This window comes from Candidatus Thermoplasmatota archaeon (genome assembly GCA_034660695.1).
GTDB lineage: Archaea > Thermoplasmatota > E2 > UBA202 > DSCA01 > JAYEJS01.
In genome coordinates this window covers 1-19915 of record JAYEJS010000144.1, presented here as the reverse complement: position 1 = coordinate 19915, position 19915 = coordinate 1, and the positions used below count along the sequence as shown (strand labels likewise).

Sequence of the window (19915 nt, the reverse complement as noted above, 5' to 3'; positions counted from 1 at the left end):
TGAAAAATGAACACTTAGGAGGGAGCCGATTACGGCAATTAAATTCAGAATGAACCACAGTATGATAAATCCCTTCATGCAATTCCCTTTTCGGGTATTTAATACTTTATTGGCTTATAAATGTATTTGATGGCTCACGGATCGGTTTTTCTTCTCTTTATGAGTATCAATGCTAATACAATTGCCCCGATAAGGAAAATCATTTCAAACCCAGGTGTTCTCTCTCTCGTTTTTTGTTTTAAAAGCTTATATTCATCCCAGATACCATCATTATCTCTATCGATATCTATCCTTATTTCGCTCTTGCTCAGGTTTTCCCAAGAAGCGGGGGTAATACGATGTACTTCGCCGCTGTCTAAATGAATATCTTTATGCTTAAACATTTGTGATTCATTGCCTATATATTCTATCTCCAAATCATATGAGGTTGGATTACCATTATTAACAACTGTAATATTATCTCCATTTGGAGAGGCGGCGAAGGTAACATTTCCATTGCCATCTGTTTCCATATTTGAGATTAAAAATATTTTTCCATATTCTTCAAATTCCCTGATCATCTTACAGCTGAATTTCTTGTAATTCCGGGTCGAGAATGCTGCAGACAAATTTTTAGGTTCGGTGCCTACTTTGTCTGAAGAATTATTGAAAGTATCTATGGTCAAACTCATAAGCATCCCGTCCATCGGCATATAACTGAGGCTATAATTTCCGTTTTCTGTTCCAGCAATATCGAAATCATAAGTTTTATTTGCAGAGGCATAATAGATCTGTGCTGTAGAATTCACGGAATCACCGAAAAATGGCAGGAGGAAACAATCGCGTATGCCCGTCTCTGGATCCATGTTTATTTCTCCCTCCAGCGTGTACAATGTTTTTTCTTCCCCATCAGTTACCTGTTCTATTTCAGCAGTCCCTCCAAATACGATGTCAAATAATGCACCAATTCCTATCGAACTGAGTTCGGGAATATTTAGTAAACCAGGAAGATCTGGATTCCCATGAAGGGCACTCCATGGAATGGTATATATTTTGTCATTATTCCATATTATTTCATTTCCATCGCTATCATATCCCATAAAAAATGTCCAGGCATTATCCTGACTTAAATCAACGTAAATTGAACTGTTGCCATCAGATGTTTCATCGTATCTAAAAGGTTTATTTGGGTCATATACTCTTATCAATGCCCTGCCATCTGGTAAATATTCTATTGCATATGGAACTACTGTATGCCCCTTTTTATGATAACTCATGCAAAGTATAAGGGGGTCAGGATTTTCTCCCCTCTCCACACTATCAACATAACTTTCTACATCGTCAACGACGGCCTCCCCCCATTCCCCATAGTTATGAGCAATTTTAAATGCCCACATCCTTATAAATTCCATACTCAATTGCCACCAGTGTTGTTTTTCTATGTACTCATCTAAAAATTCATCTGGTTCAGCCAACTCTCTATATTTTTCCTGTGAATGAACCAAGTTGGGATGGTCCTCCCAGCGGGCGCGTGCCACATCTTCAGCAATATTGTTGGCGGACATACTCATTCCAAAGCACATTCCTTTTGACATTGATCCTCTTCCTGCTGCCCAAATTATTGAAGGAATAAGCCGGGGCATATCTTCACTTCCGAAATAACAACATTCCCAGTCGCCAAAGAATTCCACGAAATTAGACCATGAAATTCCGCTTGTATGAAAATTGCCAAAGCTAAAGCCGTTATTCCTGCGAAACATGTATCGATGGATGGGGAATCCATGGGTGGCAGTTGCTGTAGCGCCATCCGCCGTAAGAGCGACCTTTAGTGTTCCGATAAGGGTCGATTCATCTGGATTAAAGACGCTTTCCCACGCATCAAAATTATTGGGATACGGCAACACGAACGTATGATATGTCTGTCCAACGGTGGGGTGAGTTGTGTACATGTCATCAATGGAAAAGCTCTGCTCAATTCCTCGTCCCTCAAGTGAAATGTCAATCATGTCAGCGAGGGATTCAAACGATTCCTCTGGCAGCCCTTCTACGCCAACAATGAATTGCTCACCAAACACATCCCTCACATTCCAATAACTTATGTTTACGACATTGAAGTCATAGAAACCAGCAGCCACGTCGCCGAAATCATCAATAACCTGTACCTTTACCCTGTATCTGCCAGCAGGAAAACCGCCAGCTCCTGCAGTAAGCCACACTGTAAATATGTCCCCAGAAGTTGAGTTGGTTACTACCAAATTTTCAGGAAGGTCTCTGCCCACAATTGCAGATTCAACCGTCACCTCGTAAGGTGAAAGTCCGCCTTTAAATCTAACAGAGGCACTATATGAATCTCCCACAACTGCTGGGGGAAGAAACCTGTCTGTGGTTAAAAGCTCTAGATCATGCTCTGGTCTGATGGTAATGTCGAATGTCTTTTTTGTATGAAGTCCTATGCTATCAGAAACATTGAGTATAACATGGGTATCTTTCACCGCTTCTGCAGGGGTGCCATAAAATCTCCCGTCGCTGAAATACAGTTCATCCGGCAGTGTGCCGCTTATACCCCATGTATAAGGAGGTATGCCACCGAACGCTTCCACAGTCATGTCCACGTATTGGTTCACCCTTCCCTCAAGTTCCCCTTCAATAATCCGTAAACCCTCTAGTCTTCTCCAGCAAGGGTTTCCAGGCGGTTCTGTCCCCATCGGCGTCAGACCCAAATCTGTTAATTTCGTCTCATCAGTAACTTCCACCGTACTATCACTACGCACATTCATTGACCAGAGTTCATAAGAATATGCATCGGGCGCCGGTAATCTTTTGACATAAGCTATCGCTGAAGTATCGGGACGCCAAGCAGGAAAAATCTCATCTTCAGGAGTGTTGGTCAGTTGAAACACCCGCCTAGTGTTGATAGAACCCCATGCATCGGCCATGAATATATCTGACTGGTAACCCCATTCCATTGAGCAGGCAAACCATTTTCCATCGGGAGACCAATCCGGATTTCTTTGATCTCTGGTGGTATAGGGTGTTACACCTGGCAAAGCTTGCCTTATGCTTTCAGGATTTTCTACATTGAGGGTATAAAGCTGGAATTTTCCACCACGATTGGAAGAAAAAACTATCTTTGTGCCATCTGGAGAGAAACATGCCTCCCTATCTTGATGGCTACCAGAAGTTAGCTGTGTTAAATGCGAGCCAAAGGGATCACGCGTGTAAAGATAAAGGTTTGAGAATTGTCCCGTTTCGTCAAACCTTGAGAATACGACTTTTGTGCCATCTGGAGAAATTGCCGGATCAATATCCACAAGATCATTGGTTGTGATTCTCCTCCAACTTTCCATTTCATAGCTTGCTATCCAGATTTCAGATGTGTTCCATACTGGCCCTTTATAATAGTCTTCCTCCACCTGGACAAAAGCTAACAGTTCTCCAGCAGGTGTTGCAGATGGATAAAATGCAGAAGTTTCCGGCAAGTGAATAAGAGTTGTTTCCTCTCCACCGGGCAGCCATAACTTTATGTCTCCATCCTTAACGAAGTAGAGTTGGTCATATGCGATGGTGAAATTTTCATCACTCTCATCGCTGCCATAAAATTGAATGAATGAGCCGCTGCAAGCACTTAACAATGATACTTTAATTTTACAATTTTCTGAAATAATGTTAGGCACTCTCCACGTATAGCCTGGCTCGCCCATAAATACTCCCGAGATACAATCTATCAAGGTATAATTTTCTCCGCCATCTGTAGAATAATAAAACTTTATGTAAGCACTCGGATACGGAAAATCACTTGAAATGTGCCATTTTATTGTATAGTATTCGCCTGCCAATAACGTTTCGCCACCGTTGGGAAATGTGAGGGTGATGTATGGAGGGGGTGCTGCCTGCAGTAATGGCAAAGGAAATATTGAGGTTAATAATAATATTGCAACAAAAAGCCTAACAATATTTTTTGTTATTCCCTTCAACGTTCCGTCAACTCTAGAAAGACCTACTATTAATTTTAGTATCTCTCTCATTTTTACCTCCCGTTATTACATCGACTAATAAGATATTGATTTATAAAACTATCTATGCCCAAAAATCACGATTTGATGACAGGGCGTTCTATTTCATGGCAGATAATTCATCAACACTTCAGGTATTTCCTCAAGCAAATCGGTTGCTGTCATTCCGTAACCTTTTTTCTCGAACGCAAAATTCCCAGCCGTTCCATTTACAAAGGCACCGATTCTCGCAGCGTTGTATGAAGGAACATTCTTTGATAAAAGAGAGCCAACTATGCCTGATAACACATCTCCGGTGCCGCCGACCGTCATTGCTTCATTATGTGTATTGTTTATTTTTACGGCATTTCCATCGCTTATTAGGTCCACCGCCCCTTTAAGCAATATGGTGCAGTTCCTCTTTTTTGCTTCTTTCCTTACAATTTCTTTTCTTTTTTCCAATTTATGAGGCAGCGTTACGCCCGTCAGCTCTTTGAATTCTCCGGCATGGGGTGTTATTACAACATTGCCGTTGCATTTTCTTTCCCCGAATACCTGTATGGCATCGGCATCAACAACCATGCTTTTGTTCAATGACATGCATTGGCTTATTATGTCATCAATGGCTTCTTTCGTTTCGTCCTCGCTGCCAAGCCCGGGCCCTATGACTACTGCATCTGTCTTTCCAAGAAATTTTTTTATTGATGGTACATGTCCTGTATGCAAAAAATTTCCCTCCAAAGGCATTGCAATAATGTCCGGCGAGAATGATGCAACCACTTTCCATATCTTTTCCGGAACGAAAACAAATGAAAGATCTGAGCCCGTTCTCAATGCGGCCATTGCAGCCAGGGCAGGAGCACCCGTATACGGCCCGCCTCCTATTGTGAGCACGGTACCGTTTTCCCCTTTATGGGAATTCTTCCTTGGAACGGGATAAAATATCATATCGCCCGGTCCCACCGACCCCACAGCCGCCTCCGGCACGCCTATGTCCCTTACAACTATTTTGCCGCTGTTTTTCTCGGTCATCCCATCCTTTTTATCGTGGAAGGTTACGGTTACATCCGGCTTTATGCTTATTTTGCCCCCAAGACCTGTCGGGATGTCTACAGAAATGACTGGAATTCTAGCATCATTTATCTTTTTTACAATTAAGCTGTAGGGCTCTCTCAGATCTCCGGATATGCCGATGCCGAGCATTGCGTCTATGATTAAGTCACTTTTCCGTATCGCTTCATCCAAATTTTTATCTCCGTATTTGTGGACAGGGATGCCCAGTTTTTTTGCTCTCCTCAAATTTTTTCTGGATAATGAAGATTTTGCTTCCTCTACCATGATAATTTCCACATGACATTTTTTTGATAGATAGCATGCAGAAACCAATCCATCCCCGCCGTTATTGCCCGACCCACATATAACCGTGCACTTTTTAAAACGAAATTTTTTGATGACAATATCCGCAACTGCTTTACCGGCATTTTCCATCAGCTTTTCTGGGGGCACGCCGTAAAAAGCGGAGTTTATGTCCAAAACTTTCACTTCCATCGGGTGCATACCAAAAAGTTAAACAGTGGAATTATATAACATTTCACATGATGCCTAATGTGGATCCCCGTCAGCTGAATAAAATCATGAAGCGGATGGGCATGTCCGTGGAAGAGATAGAGGGCGTTGAGGAAGTCATTATAAGAACGGCAGACCGAGAATACGTATTCAAAGATGCCGAAGTGACCGTAATGAAGGTCAAGGGGCAGAAGGCTTACCAGATTGCAGGCACGCCAGAGGTGATAAAGAAATTAAATGAGGAAGATGTAAAGCTTGTCTCGGAAAAAACCGGAAAAAGCGTCGAGGAAGCAAAGGATGCCCTAAGGAAGGCAGACGGAGATATAGCCCAAGCAATCATCGATCTGTCTTCATAATCATTATTATTGCGTCTTCTCCATCACTGTAATAAGCCGGTATGATGTTCTTGCGTTCAAATCCTATAGACCGGTAAAATTTTAATGCGTTCAGATTGCTTCTCCTCACCTGAATTTCTACAATGTTAGCATCCAACATTTTTGTTATGGCCTCTACCAGTTCTCTCCCATATCCCTTTCTTCTGAACGAAGGGTGAACAGCCAGGGACATTATCATGCCCTTGCTCCCCATCTTTATTCCTATTATATAACCGACAATTTTTTCTTTCTCTTCATAAACAAGAAACCTGGCGCGCAGATATTTTTTGAAAACGAAGGCAGGATACGGATGTTTAAATGACAATCTTTCTATTTCTACTACCTGGGGTATGTCTTCTTCAATACATTTCCGTATCATAATATTGAAAATCATTGCCCTTTTTTAAAATTCATCCGACTTGGAGAAATTTATAAAGAAAATAGAGAAAAAAAGGTATGCTTAATTACCATGCCATTGCGTTGTTCCACTGCGGATGAATACAAACATACCATCGCCTGCAAGAATGTCGAAGTCATAGCCCGGCAATACTGTTATGTATTCTGGCAACCATTCCTGTTCTTGGGCATTCCATTTTGCAACCTTTATGCAGTTTGCTATGTTTCCAGCAAGTTGACTGGCATTTATTGATGCTACATGAGTCCATCCAATCATGTTGTATCCTGTCCGCAATGTAATGTTTATTGTCTCAATGGCATTTCCTTCAAAAGTAACATTGACATCCTCCTTTACAAATACGAAGTATCCCGTGCCGTTTACAAGTGCAAAATCGTAGGCGAAACCGACGACATGGCTGACATATTTCTGATGAACATTATCCCATATTGTAACAACGGTACAGCCAGGTATGAAATTACCCAAATCCTCTGCTGTTGTTATTGTTTCATTTATTAACGGCAAGGTTATCATGTTCCACCCATGATAGAGGTGGAATGTTATTCTGGTAAAGTTTCCGAATATGCCGTATATGCTGAATGTGCTTATGTTTGCATTTATGAAATTATCGGCTTCATTGAGTGTGGATGGAATAAGTTGCCATTCACTTCCGTTCCATTCATAAAATTTCAATGTAGATTCATCCGTATAAGATAAATCATCGTCTTCATAGTAGATAGTTATGTTTATCCATGAGCCGGCAGTTACATTTGTTATGTTAACATATCTTCCCAGGGGTGCAAGTTCATCATTTGGATACACTTCGCTCTCATCCACACCCTTCAATGCAATTCCATTGCCATAAATGAAAGAAATGGTTGTTGGATAACTTGACACTGTCATGTTTTGAATCGTGTTGTTATCGCTGTTTTCATCTGAATAAAAGCTGTACCATATAGTTGCATTTATATTCGATATACTGCCTTCATTGAAGATGTCGTTATTCGAATTTTCCAAATAAATTCCGTAAGCCCGTTCAGATGTGGCCAGATTGTAAATGGTGGTAGTTTCAAAGATGTTTTTATCTGAATCTCTCAGATAAACACCATATGCCCGATCTCCATGCAAATCATATATGACAGCATTGCTGAAGTTGTTCCAATGTGAATCGCTGAGATAAATTCCATAATCAATCTGGACCACCTCATTAAGTTTATGCATTGTTAGATTGATAAATTCATTTCCATCAGAATTATCCATATAGATTCCATATGCTGTGCCAGTTACCATAGTATAATTGCAGATAGTAGTATTTTCAAATGTGTTATTATCCGAGTTTGATAAATATACGCCATATGCATTGGTGCCACTTGCATTGGATATGGTGTTGTTGAAGAAAGTGCTGTCACTTGCATAGTGTAGATAGATTCCATATGCATTATTATCCAGATAGTTTTCAATTAGGGTATAATTTGATTGGGTGAGATAAACTCCAATATTTGTATTTCCGGAAATTGTGTTGCCAAGCATGATATTACCAAAGAGCTTGGTAACTTTCCAGCCATGCTGGCTCGTTTCCCATTGCTCACCACTTTCAACATCGTCAGAGAAACCTATTTTGTCTATTGAAATGTCATCAATATACCACCCTCTATGTCCGCAGCAGGAATCTGTTTCATAACGGAAACGAATTTGAACGATTCCTCCTGTATAATCAGATATATCGTAGCTCTTATCAATCCATACGATGCTGTTATCATCATAGGTATCAAGCGTAACCCAGCCACTGCCGTTGTTGATTTCCACATTGCAGTAGTCGCACCCACTCTCTGTTGCATACCATTCCCAGAATGTGAGACAAGCTTCTGAAACTCCGCTGAGATCGAAAGAACGGGTGAGAAGTTTGTTGGTGTATGCCCCTGCTCCTGAATACCATGCATGGGTGCCGGAATGTGCTAATACAAGGTCGCTCTCCTGATATACTTCGAAATAGATGCCATTGCTATTATTTTCTATGGTATTACCAGCTATATATATGCCATCGCACCTTGGATAAATGTAAATGCCGTTGCCACCGTTGTCGGTGATGATGTTTCCCATTATGACAAGTACAATGTCTGCCTCTCCGCTGCTACTGACATTATGACTATAAACGTATATGCCGTCATTGAGATTGCTGTATATTACATTTCCAGATATGTTTGAGTATATTCCATGGTCATCACTGGTATAGATATACACGCCGTAACTGTTGTTATAAATGATGTTGTTAATTACATCCATATCCATCTGGTTATCACTGACATAGAGATATAAACCATAATCAGTGCAGTTGAAAATGGTGTTTCCTTCTACAATTCCTTCCGTTTCTCCATCATAACCATCAAGATAGATGCCGTTTCCGCCGCAATTCCAAACCGTATTGTATGAAATGTTGCCATAAAAGTTGTAATATGCATATACATATATGCCATCATCGGAGCAGTTCCAGATGGTATTGCCGCTTATGGCGATGTCATCCATTAGAAACACGGCATTGTCATCTATCCCATAAGGAATATCATCAAGGTACAGGTACATTCCATAACCATCGCTCTCAATGATATTGTTATTAAGCGTTACAGCACCCATGACGAACGAAGCGTTATCTTCCATATCACCGAAATCATCAATGTAATCGATGTATATTCCGTCATCGTCGCTGGTAATCTCGTTGTCATTGAAGGTGATGTTACCCATCTCAAATGAAGAGTTGTCTTCCATGTAATAGCCAAACTCATACATATCATCGAGATACATCCCTTCACAATAGCTGTCAATGATATTTCCATTGAACTCGATATTGCCCATGACAAATGAGGCATTTCCATCACTGTAGTAATTCATATAGTAGCCAAAGTATTCGATTTCGTACACGTAGATGCCGTCGTAGTAGCTGGTGATGTTGTTATTGTTGAAGGTAAGGTTGCCCATGACAAATGAGGAGTTATCCTCCATGTACGCTCCGAAATATTCGATGCATTCCACATATATGCCATCACTGCTGCTGTTGATTATATTTCCATTGAATTCCATGTTTCCCATCATGAATGAAGAATTATCATACATGTCATAGCCCAGATATTCAATCCCCTCCACATATATTCCCTCGTCACTGCTGTCTATGGTATTGCCATTCGCCATAAAATCGCCCATTACGAAGGAGGAGTTGTCATACATGTAATTGCCAAAGTCATAGGGGGTATAGAGGTCAATACCACAACTATCACTGTTAACGGTATTGTCATTCACCAGAAAATCGCCCATTACGAACGAAGAGTCATCATACATGTAATAGCCCAACTCATAGGGGCTATAGACATAGATACTATAATCATAGCTATTAACATCGTTCCTGTTGAACTCTATGTTTCCCATAGTAAATGAGGCATTATTGTACATCTCATAGCCGAAGTATTCGACATCATCGGGGTAAATTCCGTAACCATCACTGCTGTTAATCTCGTTGTCATTGAAGGTGATGTCACCCATGACAAATGAGGAGTTGCCGTACAGATCGTAACCAAAGTACTCGATTTCGTACACGTAGATGCCGTCGTAGTAGCTGGTGATATTGTTATCATTGAAGGTGATGTTTCCCATGATGAAAGAAGCATTATCATACATTTTCTCTCCAAAGTCCTTAATGGATTCTATATCAAAACCAAAACCGTCGCTGCTGTCAATGATATTTCCATTGAACTCTATATTGCCCATTGTGAATGATGAGTTGTCATACATTTCATAGCCGAACTCGTAAAAATCATCAATGTAGATGCCGTCGCTGCCACTGGTGATATTGTTGTCGTTGACGGTCACATGCCCCATCACAAACGAACTCTCCTTTTCCATGTAACAGCCGAACCCATAATAGTAAACGTAGATGCCGTCATCGCTGATGTTGATGATGTTGTTGCAAATTTCAATGCTCTCCATCTCAAACGAGGCGCTGTTGCTCATGTAGTAGCCAAAATACTCAAACTCAGCATCTATACCATCAGCATATATAGAATGGCAATCGATGATATTGTTATTGAAGTATACGCCGCCCATGGTAAATGAAGCATAATCATACAGGTAATAGCCGAAATACTCAATGCAATCGATATCTATACCGTCGCCACTGCTGCTGTTAATCACATTGTCATTGAACTCGATGTTGCCCATTTCAAATGAGGAGTTGCCGTACATCTTGTAGCCAAAGTACTCAATGTCATTTTCTATCCATATGCCATCACTGCTGCTGTTGATTTCATTGCCGCTGAAGGAAATGTTTCCCATGGTAAATACGGTATTGTGGTACATTTCATGTCCAAAGTAGAGCATGTTGTACAGATAAATGCCGTAATCGCCGCTGTCAATGGTGTTTCCATTGACAAGGAAATCGTTCATTGCAAAAGAGGAATCATTATACATTTCATAGCCGAGATTTTCGATGTGCTGGATGTATATGCCATAGCCGCTGCTGTTGATGTCGTTGCCGGTAAACGCTATGTTGTCGAGTGTGAAAGAGGCATTATCGAACAGGTGCGAGCCAATCCAGTCAATGAAGTATTCATGGGAATAAATGCCGTCTGAGTTTGTTTCTATAACGTTATCTGCAAAGATGATGTCGCCAAAGGTGGCAATCGAGTCATTATACATTTCATATCCCCAGTACTGGATGTAGGGCAGGTAGATGCCGTCCCCGCTACCATTGATGGTGTTGTTCTGGATATGCAGCCCCCCGAATGAGAACTGTGAAGAATCGTACATTTCATATCCGAAGTAATCAAGGTAGTCGAAATAGATGCCGCTGCATCCTCCCGAGATATTGTTTTCCTCTATGGTAAATGCCCCAATCTGACAGATGGTGTTGTCAGCCATGTCTGAGCCCCAGTTGTGCGCCTCTATGTAGATGCCATCACCATCTGCTGATATGGTATTATTGTAAATGGTAGATTCACCAATGACAAATGATGAGCTTCCGCTCATCAGATAGCCGAATTCGTTCAGTCGCATATTTATGCTGTCATTGCTGGCATTGATAATGTTGTTTATTATAGTGAAACCAAGGGCGCTGCAATTGATGCCATAACTTGAGTTAGTGATGTTGAAGCCGTCGATGGTTACATTGTTTGCAGTGATGTTTATGGCTGTTCCTCCCATGCCGTCAATAACTGGCTTTGAACCATTTATCAATGTTATCTCCTCTCCTTATTTACAACCACATTTTCTCTGTATGTTCCATCATGGACGTGAACTGTTCCACCAGCAGAAACATTGGTTATCCCTTCCTGTATCGTTTTCACATGGGTAGAATCATACCACTCTGGTGCGGCATCATCATCAACCCATACTTCATTCGGTTCTTGTGCATTCGCATTCATTGCAAAAAGTCCGGCAAATGCCATTATTCCCACTATTGCTACCCCAAAAATATACTTTTTACCCATCATGTTTTTTCCTCCCGCAATTTAACCTTTCCCTATTGAAAGACAACACAAATCGCAACTTAAACTTTTCGGCTTCAGAAATATGTGTAACTGCTTGCTGCCCCACCAATTCTTCCTTCGCCTTCTCTGCTTCCTCTGCCTCTTCCAGGATTTTCTGCACATCTGTGCCAACATAAATAAGTTCGTTAAACCTTTTGGTATAATACCGTTTGGTTTAATAAGAAAAATTCATTTTAATCCATTCTTTAAAAAAGAGATCCCATATTCTATTTTTCTCTATTAGCCCTGTCTTTTCTAGAGATTTAACGGCCTTCCCTACATTGCCTGGCAATTTTAATCCATATTTTTCTATAAAATTATGCGAATAAATTTTTGGATTTTCTTCATTTGCAAGGCCAATGAGCAACTTTCTTTGTGCCTCACTTTTTATTTCATTCCAAATTGTATGAAATCCGCTCGATAAACCTGGTAAGATTCTTTCCTTTAAGGATTCTTCTACTGTTTTGATTTTTGCAACTTTTTCTGTTATGTACCACACTTCGTGGCATATATGTTGAACATAGTAAGGAATGCCATCGCTAAAATCAGCTATCCATCTGGCAGCGTTTTTGTCTATTTTTTTACCGCTCTCAACAAATTTGTTTATAATAAAATTTTCCAATACATTTTTATCAATGGGCTTTAATTCTATCGGCTTTGCGAATCTATAAAACGGCCTTTCTCTCCCTCCAAACATTATGTTTATTAAACTTCTCTCACTCCCAGCAAATATATATGCCACATTTTCGTGATGTTGTAAAATAGATCGAAAGATTTTCTCCATTCTTAGACCGTCTAAATGTTCTATCTCCTGAAATTCATCGAAGGCAATAATCATTTTTAATCCTTTTTTCCTTGCAACCTTTTCTGGAAATTCCAAAGATTCTTTTACAGCTTCCCTCACTTCTTCTTTGCTAAACTCTATACCAATATGCCCATCTGCATCAATATATACTTTCGGTCTGAGAGACCTGAATAAATCCTTGATTTCATAACTCAGCTTTTCTATGGAGGAGTATGTACTATTTATTACCCTGTCAATTATTTCTTTGGCCAATGCATATGAAGAAGCTATCTGCCACAAATCGATATGAATACAAACTCTTTCCTTAGTCTGCCCGAATGTCTGTTTCATTAAGGAAGTTTTTCCCATTTTTCTTGGAGAAAATAAAACCACATGTTGTCCGGAAAGTAGAGTAAATTTTAATTCGTTTATATCATTCTCTCTATCTACAAAATATTTTCCAGCTACAGCCTTCCCAAAAATGAATGGGTTTTTTTTAAAATCGTTCATAACACTGAATTAAAAAATATTTATTAAACCTTTTGGTATAATACCGTTTGGTTTAATTTTACATTAAGCTGTCAATTCTTTCTTGGCTTCCTCTGCTTCTTCCAGGATTTTATTTTTATCGACGGCAATGAAACTCTTGTCCTTCATAATCATTTTTCCATCGATTATGACATCACTTACATTGAAACCAGAAGCGGCATAAACAATATGGGAAACGGGATTATGCATGGGCGTCAAATTTGGCACGTTCATATCCAGAACTATAACATCTGCTTTTTTTCCTTCTTCTATGCTTCCATCTATGCCTAAAAATTTTGCCGCATTGATGGTTGCCATATCCAGCGTTTGCTGTGCCGTGACAATGCTCGGATTCCATCGGTAATGCTTATGTATCAGCGCAGCGAACTTCATCGTTTCAAACATGTCAAGTTTGTTATTACTTGCTGCCCCGTCCGTTCCTAATGTAACAGTAGCATTATTTTCAAACAACTCAGGCAGTGGAGTAAAGCCCCCTGTTGCAAGTTTCATGTTGCTTACGGGATTGTGAGAAACGCATGAGTTTGCCGTGCTTATTTCTCTCACCTCTTCTTTTGTTATCCATCCGCAGTGTGCAAGAATTGTCTTTTCGGTCAGCACCCCATTCCTTTTCAGCTGTTCGAGTGGGCGGCAACCGTAGCGCTCCATAATATCATAAACTTCCTTTCTCGTCTCCGAACAGTGGGTATGCAAAAAAACATCATATTTCTTTGCTAATTCAGATGCTTTTTGTAACGTTTCAGGAGAACAGGAGTAAGCGGAATGGGGTGCAACAACCGGTGTAACTAACCTATCATTCCCCCACTTTTTAATGAATTTCTCGCATTCAGGCAACATTTGCTCTTTTTTCATTTCAGCAGTATCAAAATCTATTATGGAAAAACCCGCATAGGCTCGCATCCCCATTTTTTTACAAACGCCTGCTATTGCATCTTCAAAAAAATACATATCTGCCAGGCTTGTAGTGCCGGTCGCTATCATCTCAAGCAATGCAAGGCTGACTCCAGCCTGCACCAATCTTTTATTCAATTTTTTTTCCACGGGCCATATCTTTTCTGTCAACCATTTTTCAAGCGAAAGGTCGTCGCCATAACCCCTCATTAAAGTCATAGGAAGGTGGGTATGAGTGTTTATCAGTCCGGGCATCACCAGTTTTTTTTCACTTATAACGTACTCGGCTTCGGTTGATATCCTTTCGGATACTTCGGATATGACATCCCCTTCTATGTAAATATCTCCATGTCTGATATTTCTATATCTGTCCTGGGTTATTATGAACGCATCTTTTATCAGAATATCCATTTTATTCCAGCACTTCCAGATGGTATGCCTTTATGAATGGTCGCTCCTCGCCGACCATCTCACCCTCAACCTCTATCTTATTTCCTTCTATTTCCAACCGTTCATTTATAAGTATGCCAATAATTCCTTTTTCATACGATAGACGGATAAGATAGTTTTCCCTGTATGGCACGACCGCCTTGACAATTCCCCTGACAGTTACCATTCCCTTCTTCGGTATCTCTGTTGGGCCTTTTTCTTCCTTCCCTTCCCAGAATTGATTGAAGAGGTTTCTCAAATTTCTCAAAATACGCTCGTCAATTGTCCAGAAAGCAAGCTGTCCCCCTCTTATTTCTCCCGAAAAAATTAGAGCCCTGTCACTCCCCAGGGCGAAGTTTCCTTTTACTGCATCATTCTGCTTCGCTCCTTTTGAAAAAGCGGTGTTCACTTTAACAACAATCTTTGAATTTCTCGGCGCATCCATTTTTAGTTTTTCCGCAACAATGAGAGGATTTTTTATTTCTGCCAGACTCCATTTTTTAGCAATTTTGTATGTCTCTACCGTTTCTTCCTTCTTCCAGCTCAGTTCGATTGCTATCGAAACTGCCACAATTCCCACCACAAATCCTACGATAATCGAGACCACATCCACTATATCACCAAACTATAATAGTAAGATAGGTATATAGACTTGATGATGAAACTGACATTTATAGGAACCGGCGGCGGCAGATTTGCCACGATTCTACAGAAAAGAGCGACGGGAGGCATATATGTGGCAGATAGGGGCATACTCATACACATAGACCCCGGACCCGGAGCCCTTGTAAAAATGTATGAGCTTGGGCTGGATCCGACACAAACAGATGCAATCCTGGTTTCCCACTGCCATCCCGACCATTACACAGATGCAGAAATCTTAATGGAAGCCATGACTATGGGCGGCAAGTATAAGAGAGGCATTGTTGCAGGAAGCGAGAGTGTTTTGAATGGAAAGAGCGAGTATCGTCCATTATCTGACTACCATCAATCTCTCGTGAGAGAGATAAAAGTTGTCCATCCGGGAGATGAATTTATGTTAAAAGATTGGTATAAGGTGGAGGTGATGCCTGCGCGTCATTCAGATTCCACCACGGTGGGGTTTAAAATGCATCTCAGTAATGGGATAATATCATATACCAGCGATACCGAATTTTTTGAGGAATTGATAGACGCCCACAAAGGCGCGAGAATTCTGATAGTATGCATGACCCGTCCTTTAGAAGGAAAAATCCCGTTTCACATGTCAGCAGAGGATGCAGCAAAACTGATAGAGGGGGTTAAGCCAGAATTTGCGATACTAACCCACCTAGGAATGAAAGTAATTCCCCGGGCGGCGGAGCAGGCTACTTGGATAACGGAAAAGACTGGAGTATCTACGATAGCAGCCCAGGACGGGATGAGAATATATGCAGGAGAAAAATTAGAGGTGAAAAGGAGATAGATTCTACAGGATATTTCTTTGTTATTTACCAAAAATTGGGAAAAAAATGAGACCATGCCCTTACTGTAGGGGCGGAAATGAAGGAATTTATATGGAAAGGAATGCCCACTTTAAGTTGTCCACCCTGTGACTGGGAATTCTCCAGAAAAGTTTAAACACGCCAATTTAAATCATATCAGGCGGCTCTATCAAATTTTTTCGAGTATCATTTCCGCTACTTTTTTGCCCGATAAGAGCATCCCCCCAAATATCGGACCCATGCGCGGCGCCCCCATTACTGCATTGGAAGCCATGCCTGTGGTGTAAAGCCCGGGATACACTTCTCCTGTATTTTCTACTGTTTTCCTCTCCCCTTCATCCGCCCACATGAATTTCTCTCCTTCTACTTTTCCTGAGACAGTGTTCAAACCGATTTTTTTCTCGACTATGCGGCAGATTTCCGAGGGATGGCCTGTCCCGTCAATAACTGCCTTTGCTTCAAGTGATAAAGGATCGACATGCATGCCCGCCTTCAGTGTGCCTGTCCAGTTTACAACGATACCGCAAATTCGCCCTTCCTTAGCCATCACATCCTCGACCGTTACAGAATTGAATATGGTCACCCCGGCATCTATTGCCCCTGCGATAACTTTGGAGGCCGCTTCTATAGAATCCGCTATAAAATAATCACCTCTTTTTTTGCATTTCACGCCAACTTCTTCAAGGATTTCCTTTCCCCCCTCTGGCACGACAATTACGGGGAAACTCATGCCGCCGCCCCACATTCCCCCTCCCGGAGATAATTTCCGTTCAAATACACAAACTTTTTTGCCGGCGTTTGCCAGATATCGTGCGGCTGTCAGCCCAGAGGGGCCAGCACCGACCACTGCAACATCCATGCTTATTGAATCGATAAACTTTCTGCTGAATTCCTCAAATATACATTTCGTTATCTCTGTATCCCTTACTTTCATTTTATAGGGCATCGGAATTGGATATATATTACTTCTCCTTGGGTCTCATAAGCAGTGACGGAAGGTGTATCATATACGAGCCGTCTTTCTGTATTATGATCGATTCGTCGTCCATAAGCCTTTTCAGGTTTATCCGGTAATTCCCCATCTCCTCCACGGAAATACTCTCGATATTGCTGCTTTGCTTGGAGATGGTTTTTGCAACCTCTTCCTTTTTCTTTTCTATTTCCTGAAGGATTTCCTTTATATTTTTTGGTTCAATATGGAACCACTCTTCTTCTTTTTTGTCGCCTCTTTCTTTTACTATCTTTGCTATGGATTCCAGATCTATCTCACTTTCCTTCAGCAATTTGTATCTCTCCTTCTCGCTCAAGGACTTTTTTGTATAAAAAAATTTTTTCCCCCCGCACACAGGACAGCCCTTAAGAATCTCCGCAGATCCGTCCTCGAATATTTTTCCACATTTCAGGCATTGATGCGACATTTTACCTCCCAAGAATAATGGTTTTTATAATATCATTATCTTTGTGTATGGTTTTCAGTTTATCCGCGGGCCCTATGACCGTCATACGCGGAGGGCGCATCTTTCCAAGAACCTTCTGTAACCAATTTGCTCTACCATCTTCTCTGTACCCTTCCATTTCTATACCTATAAATTTGTCGGGTTTTATCTCATTCATCGTTTTCTCTATGAGTTTTGACTGTTCTTCTGGCGTAAGCCCTCTTTCCAGGACCAATATTCCTCCTTGTTTTACTTCACCAAGAATGAAATCTATTTTTTCATCGGTTGTCATGCCCTCAATCTTTTGATGGGAAATCAAATTTACTTTTATTTCGGCCATGTTATTTCCTCTTTGCTTTTCCAAACAGTTTCACCATAACCTCATACAGCATTTCTATATTGTAGCCGGTCAGTGCGGAAATAGGAACCACATCATGCTGGGGAAATGCAGATTTAATAGTGGCTGGCGTGGAGCCATCCATATCGATTTTGTTTGCCGCTATCAGCACTGGCAACTCTCTTGCTTCGAGGTTACCTATTATTGTAACATTTACCTGTGTAAAGGGGTTTTCTGTACTGTCCATGAGTAAAATAACCCCATCTATATTATCCAGCCATCGTATCGCCTCTATAACCCCTTCAGTTGCTTCCTTAGCCCTTATTCTTGAATCTTCTTCATTCATTCCGCACTCCATAAAATTGTGGAAGTCAACCTTTGTCGCTATTCCTGGTGTGTCTATAATATCAATCGTAAGTGAAGAATTCCCATTTTTTATTACAACATTATCTTTTTTTTGTGCCCTTCTCGTCTCGTGAGGTATCTCTGATACAGAACCGACTATATCCCCGCTCCAATCTCTTGATATTCTATTTGCCAAGGTCGTTTTTCCAGCATTTGGGGGGCCGTATATTCCTATCCTTACATGTCCTTTTCCAAAAACGGATTGAAGTAATACCCTTAATCTTCCGAGAATCCCCATCCTGATCTCCTCATACACATAGGATTAGGTTTATTTAAATTTTGTTAAAAAAGGACGCTGACCGTAGGTGGTTACAGATTTGCCGATTTTTAATCTGTATTTTTCATTTTGAAATGAATTGATTTTGCAAAATGAGTATGACGTAGTCACAAATTTTGGCTTCCCACAGCCAAAATTGGCTAAAATTTTTCAGTCAAGGCAAAAATTCTGGCGTTTTTACCGGATTTTTTACTATTTCACACTAACTGTTTTGCACAGTTGCATTTCATTTCTGCAGTTATGACAAGCTAATTATGCCAGATATGCTACGCTGGTAATGTTTTCCGTTATTCCATTTTGCAGTCTTGTCAAAGCAACCATATTCAATGCCAGTAAACACAGTGTGGTATGGAAGAAAGCTTCTTTCTTTCCTTTTCGTGGTAATTCACTTTCAAAGCCTACACGTTGTTTCAGATATGAATTGAAACCTTCATTCTCATTTCTTCCCTGAGTTATTTCTTTTCTCAGTTCTTCGCTTGCTTCGTATTTCTTCACCTGTAGATTTCTGAAATAAGCTCCTGCATACTCGTATTCACCTTTCTTGTAAAGGAATTGCAATTCGTATTCTATAGTTGCATCTGGCTTATACCACTCGTCTTTCCAATATCTGCTGTATCTTTCACGTATTTTCCTAGGACTGCCTTTCTCATTATACACCCAATGTTTCTGAGGTTTGTACAGCAAATTTGTTTGGTATCCACAGTGAGCTATAGCTATGTTCTCATAAGTGGGATATTTTCCGTCTACCGTTGAATCGTTCAGTTTTATTCCAACCTCTTTTAGCTTTTGTAAATGGTACGGTAGTGCATATCCTTCGTCATCGTTAATCCCCATATCCCTATATGAAAGAAATATTCCTTGCTTGCTCACCAGCAAATCCTTTTTCCATCCTTTTGTTTTGTAATAGCCGCTGTATTCCGCTTCATTATCATTTCTCTTTGCAGTTATCACGGTTGCATCTTCTCGTCCCTTCCCAAGTTTCTCTCCTTTCTTCTTCATTCTCCTGTCTATTTCTTCTACCACACGGTAAAACACTTTATCCACTTTCTCTGCCAAAAGATCGTTGATGAAATGTCTTATGGTCTCATATCTGGGCAAATTATTTGGATAAAATCCCAGATTCTCTGCTACCATCGGATTTGTCTGCAATATTCGGTATGCATCGGTAATGCGCTTTATTCCTCTTAGTTTCATAAACAGGACAAGTCTCACTCTGGCGTAAACTTTCAGTCTAATGTATTCCAGTCGAGGAAACATTTCTTTTAGCACCGGATCCAGGAATTCCAGGTTCAAATGCGATAGAAATTCTGACGTTTCCACTGGATTGTACTCCGTTGGATTTTTGAATAGCGGGAATTGAGTTCCAATGTTGCCTATCTCTTTCTCCAGTTTTTTCCGATTAGTTTTTATTAGCTTGTCTATTTGTATTTCATCCCATCCCATGGGTTCATCAAATTAGGATGGGATTCTCTTATTTTTTACGAAATTTTTTGAGCTACGAGGTATCTCAAAAATGGTTAGCCTTTTAT

At 40.6% G+C, this 19915-nt stretch carries 16 protein-coding genes; 2 read left to right on the top strand and 14 right to left on the bottom strand.

Going from position 1 to position 19915, the window contains the following annotated elements; genetic code table 11:
* Positions 1–134: 134 nt before the first annotated feature.
* Together U9O96_07825 and U9O96_07820 are read right to left on the bottom strand one after the other, a co-directional pair.
* Positions 135–4004 carry a hypothetical protein gene (locus U9O96_07825; protein MEA2054993.1) on the bottom strand — a complete coding sequence of 1290 codons (3870 nt, stop codon included), beginning with the start codon at positions 4002–4004 and terminating at the stop codon, positions 135–137.
* A gap of 93 nt (positions 4005–4097) precedes the next feature.
* Complete coding sequence (locus U9O96_07820) at positions 4098–5528, bottom strand: NAD(P)H-hydrate dehydratase (protein MEA2054992.1); 1431 nt, start codon at positions 5526–5528, stop codon at positions 4098–4100.
* 38 nt (positions 5529–5566) lie between these two features.
* Between U9O96_07820 and U9O96_07815 the strand changes: the two genes are divergently transcribed.
* Positions 5567–5893, top strand: a complete 327-nt coding sequence (locus U9O96_07815) for a nascent polypeptide-associated complex protein (protein ID MEA2054991.1) — start codon at positions 5567–5569, stop codon at positions 5891–5893.
* On the opposite strand, the gene rimI is transcribed toward U9O96_07815, so the two are convergent.
* The 7 genes from rimI to U9O96_07780 all read right to left on the bottom strand — a co-directional run bounded on the left by rimI (position 5874) and on the right by U9O96_07780 (position 15081).
* Entirely contained in the window at positions 5874–6290 is a 417-nt protein-coding gene (gene rimI, locus U9O96_07810; protein ID MEA2054990.1) for a ribosomal protein S18-alanine N-acetyltransferase, read from the bottom strand. The genes U9O96_07815 and rimI overlap by 20 nt on opposite strands.
* 81 nt (positions 6291–6371) lie before the next feature.
* Positions 6372–11525 (bottom strand): right-handed parallel beta-helix repeat-containing protein, encoded by a 5154-nt coding sequence (locus tag U9O96_07805; GenBank protein ID MEA2054989.1) that lies wholly within the window; start codon positions 11523–11525, stop codon positions 6372–6374.
* Positions 11526–11527: 2 nt separating this feature from the next.
* Positions 11528–11782, bottom strand: coding sequence for a hypothetical protein (locus U9O96_07800; protein MEA2054988.1), 255 nt, complete (start codon positions 11780–11782; stop codon positions 11528–11530).
* Complete coding sequence (locus U9O96_07795; protein ID MEA2054987.1) at positions 11772–11939, bottom strand: hypothetical protein; 168 nt, start codon at positions 11937–11939, stop codon at positions 11772–11774. The genes U9O96_07800 and U9O96_07795 overlap by 11 nt, the downstream gene beginning before the upstream one ends.
* A gap of 54 nt (positions 11940–11993) precedes the next feature.
* A complete protein-coding gene (locus U9O96_07790; protein MEA2054986.1) occupies positions 11994–13112 on the bottom strand; it encodes an ATP-binding protein in 1119 nt (372 codons plus the stop codon).
* A gap of 63 nt (positions 13113–13175) precedes the next feature.
* Positions 13176–14450 (bottom strand): amidohydrolase, encoded by a 1275-nt coding sequence (locus U9O96_07785; protein ID MEA2054985.1) that lies wholly within the window; start codon positions 14448–14450, stop codon positions 13176–13178.
* Between the two features lies 1 nt (position 14451).
* Positions 14452–15081 (bottom strand): hypothetical protein, encoded by a 630-nt coding sequence (locus U9O96_07780; protein MEA2054984.1) that lies wholly within the window; start codon positions 15079–15081, stop codon positions 14452–14454.
* A gap of 42 nt (positions 15082–15123) precedes the next feature.
* On the opposite strand from U9O96_07780, the gene U9O96_07775 reads away from it, so the two are divergent.
* The gene (locus tag U9O96_07775) at positions 15124–15912 is read left to right on the top strand and encodes an MBL fold metallo-hydrolase (protein ID MEA2054983.1); all 789 of its coding nucleotides are present in this window, start codon (positions 15124–15126) and stop codon (positions 15910–15912) included.
* Positions 15913–16100: 188 nt separating this feature from the next.
* Here U9O96_07775 and U9O96_07770 read toward each other — a convergent pair whose 3' ends face one another.
* From U9O96_07770 to U9O96_07750, 5 genes are all read right to left on the bottom strand, one after another.
* Positions 16101–16865, bottom strand: coding sequence for a sulfide-dependent adenosine diphosphate thiazole synthase (locus U9O96_07770; GenBank protein ID MEA2054982.1), 765 nt, complete (start codon positions 16863–16865; stop codon positions 16101–16103).
* A 28-nt stretch (positions 16866–16893) separates the two neighbouring features.
* A complete protein-coding gene (locus tag U9O96_07765; GenBank protein ID MEA2054981.1) occupies positions 16894–17349 on the bottom strand; it encodes a Zn-ribbon containing protein in 456 nt (151 codons plus the stop codon).
* A gap of 1 nt (position 17350) precedes the next feature.
* Positions 17351–17707, bottom strand: a complete 357-nt coding sequence (locus tag U9O96_07760) for a DUF2073 domain-containing protein (protein ID MEA2054980.1) — start codon at positions 17705–17707, stop codon at positions 17351–17353.
* Between the two features lies 1 nt (position 17708).
* Complete coding sequence (locus U9O96_07755) at positions 17709–18347, bottom strand: Era-like GTP-binding protein (protein ID MEA2054979.1); 639 nt, start codon at positions 18345–18347, stop codon at positions 17709–17711.
* Between the two features lie 291 nt (positions 18348–18638).
* Positions 18639–19829 carry a hypothetical protein gene (locus U9O96_07750; GenBank protein ID MEA2054978.1) on the bottom strand — a complete coding sequence of 397 codons (1191 nt, stop codon included), beginning with the start codon at positions 19827–19829 and terminating at the stop codon, positions 18639–18641.
* Positions 19830–19915 lie beyond the last annotated feature (86 nt).

What these genes read in the sequence shown, in the direction of transcription:
- U9O96_07815 (MEA2054991.1), top strand. Translation starts at nt 5,567, where the DNA reads ATGATGCCTAATGTGGATCCCCGTCAGCTGAATAAAATCATGAAGCGG.
- U9O96_07765 (MEA2054981.1), bottom strand. Translation starts at nt 17,349, where the DNA reads ATGTCGCATCAATGCCTGAAATGTGGAAAAATATTCGAGGACGGATCT.
- U9O96_07750 (MEA2054978.1), bottom strand. Translation starts at nt 19,829, where the DNA reads ATGGGATGGGATGAAATACAAATAGACAAGCTAATAAAAACTAATCGG.
- U9O96_07775 (MEA2054983.1), top strand. Translation starts at nt 15,124, where the DNA reads ATGATGAAACTGACATTTATAGGAACCGGCGGCGGCAGATTTGCCACG.
- U9O96_07785 (MEA2054985.1), bottom strand. Translation starts at nt 14,450, where the DNA reads ATGGATATTCTGATAAAAGATGCGTTCATAATAACCCAGGACAGATAT.
- U9O96_07755 (MEA2054979.1), bottom strand. Translation starts at nt 18,347, where the DNA reads ATGGGGATTCTCGGAAGATTAAGGGTATTACTTCAATCCGTTTTTGGA.
- U9O96_07770 (MEA2054982.1), bottom strand. Translation starts at nt 16,865, where the DNA reads ATGAAAGTAAGGGATACAGAGATAACGAAATGTATATTTGAGGAATTC.
- rimI (MEA2054990.1), bottom strand. Translation starts at nt 6,290, where the DNA reads ATGATACGGAAATGTATTGAAGAAGACATACCCCAGGTAGTAGAAATA.
- U9O96_07825 (MEA2054993.1), bottom strand. Translation starts at nt 4,004, where the DNA reads ATGAGAGAGATACTAAAATTAATAGTAGGTCTTTCTAGAGTTGACGGA.
- U9O96_07790 (MEA2054986.1), bottom strand. Translation starts at nt 13,112, where the DNA reads ATGAACGATTTTAAAAAAAACCCATTCATTTTTGGGAAGGCTGTAGCT.
- U9O96_07760 (MEA2054980.1), bottom strand. Translation starts at nt 17,707, where the DNA reads ATGGCCGAAATAAAAGTAAATTTGATTTCCCATCAAAAGATTGAGGGC.
- U9O96_07800 (MEA2054988.1), bottom strand. Translation starts at nt 11,782, where the DNA reads ATGATGGGTAAAAAGTATATTTTTGGGGTAGCAATAGTGGGAATAATG.
- U9O96_07820 (MEA2054992.1), bottom strand. Translation starts at nt 5,528, where the DNA reads ATGCACCCGATGGAAGTGAAAGTTTTGGACATAAACTCCGCTTTTTAC.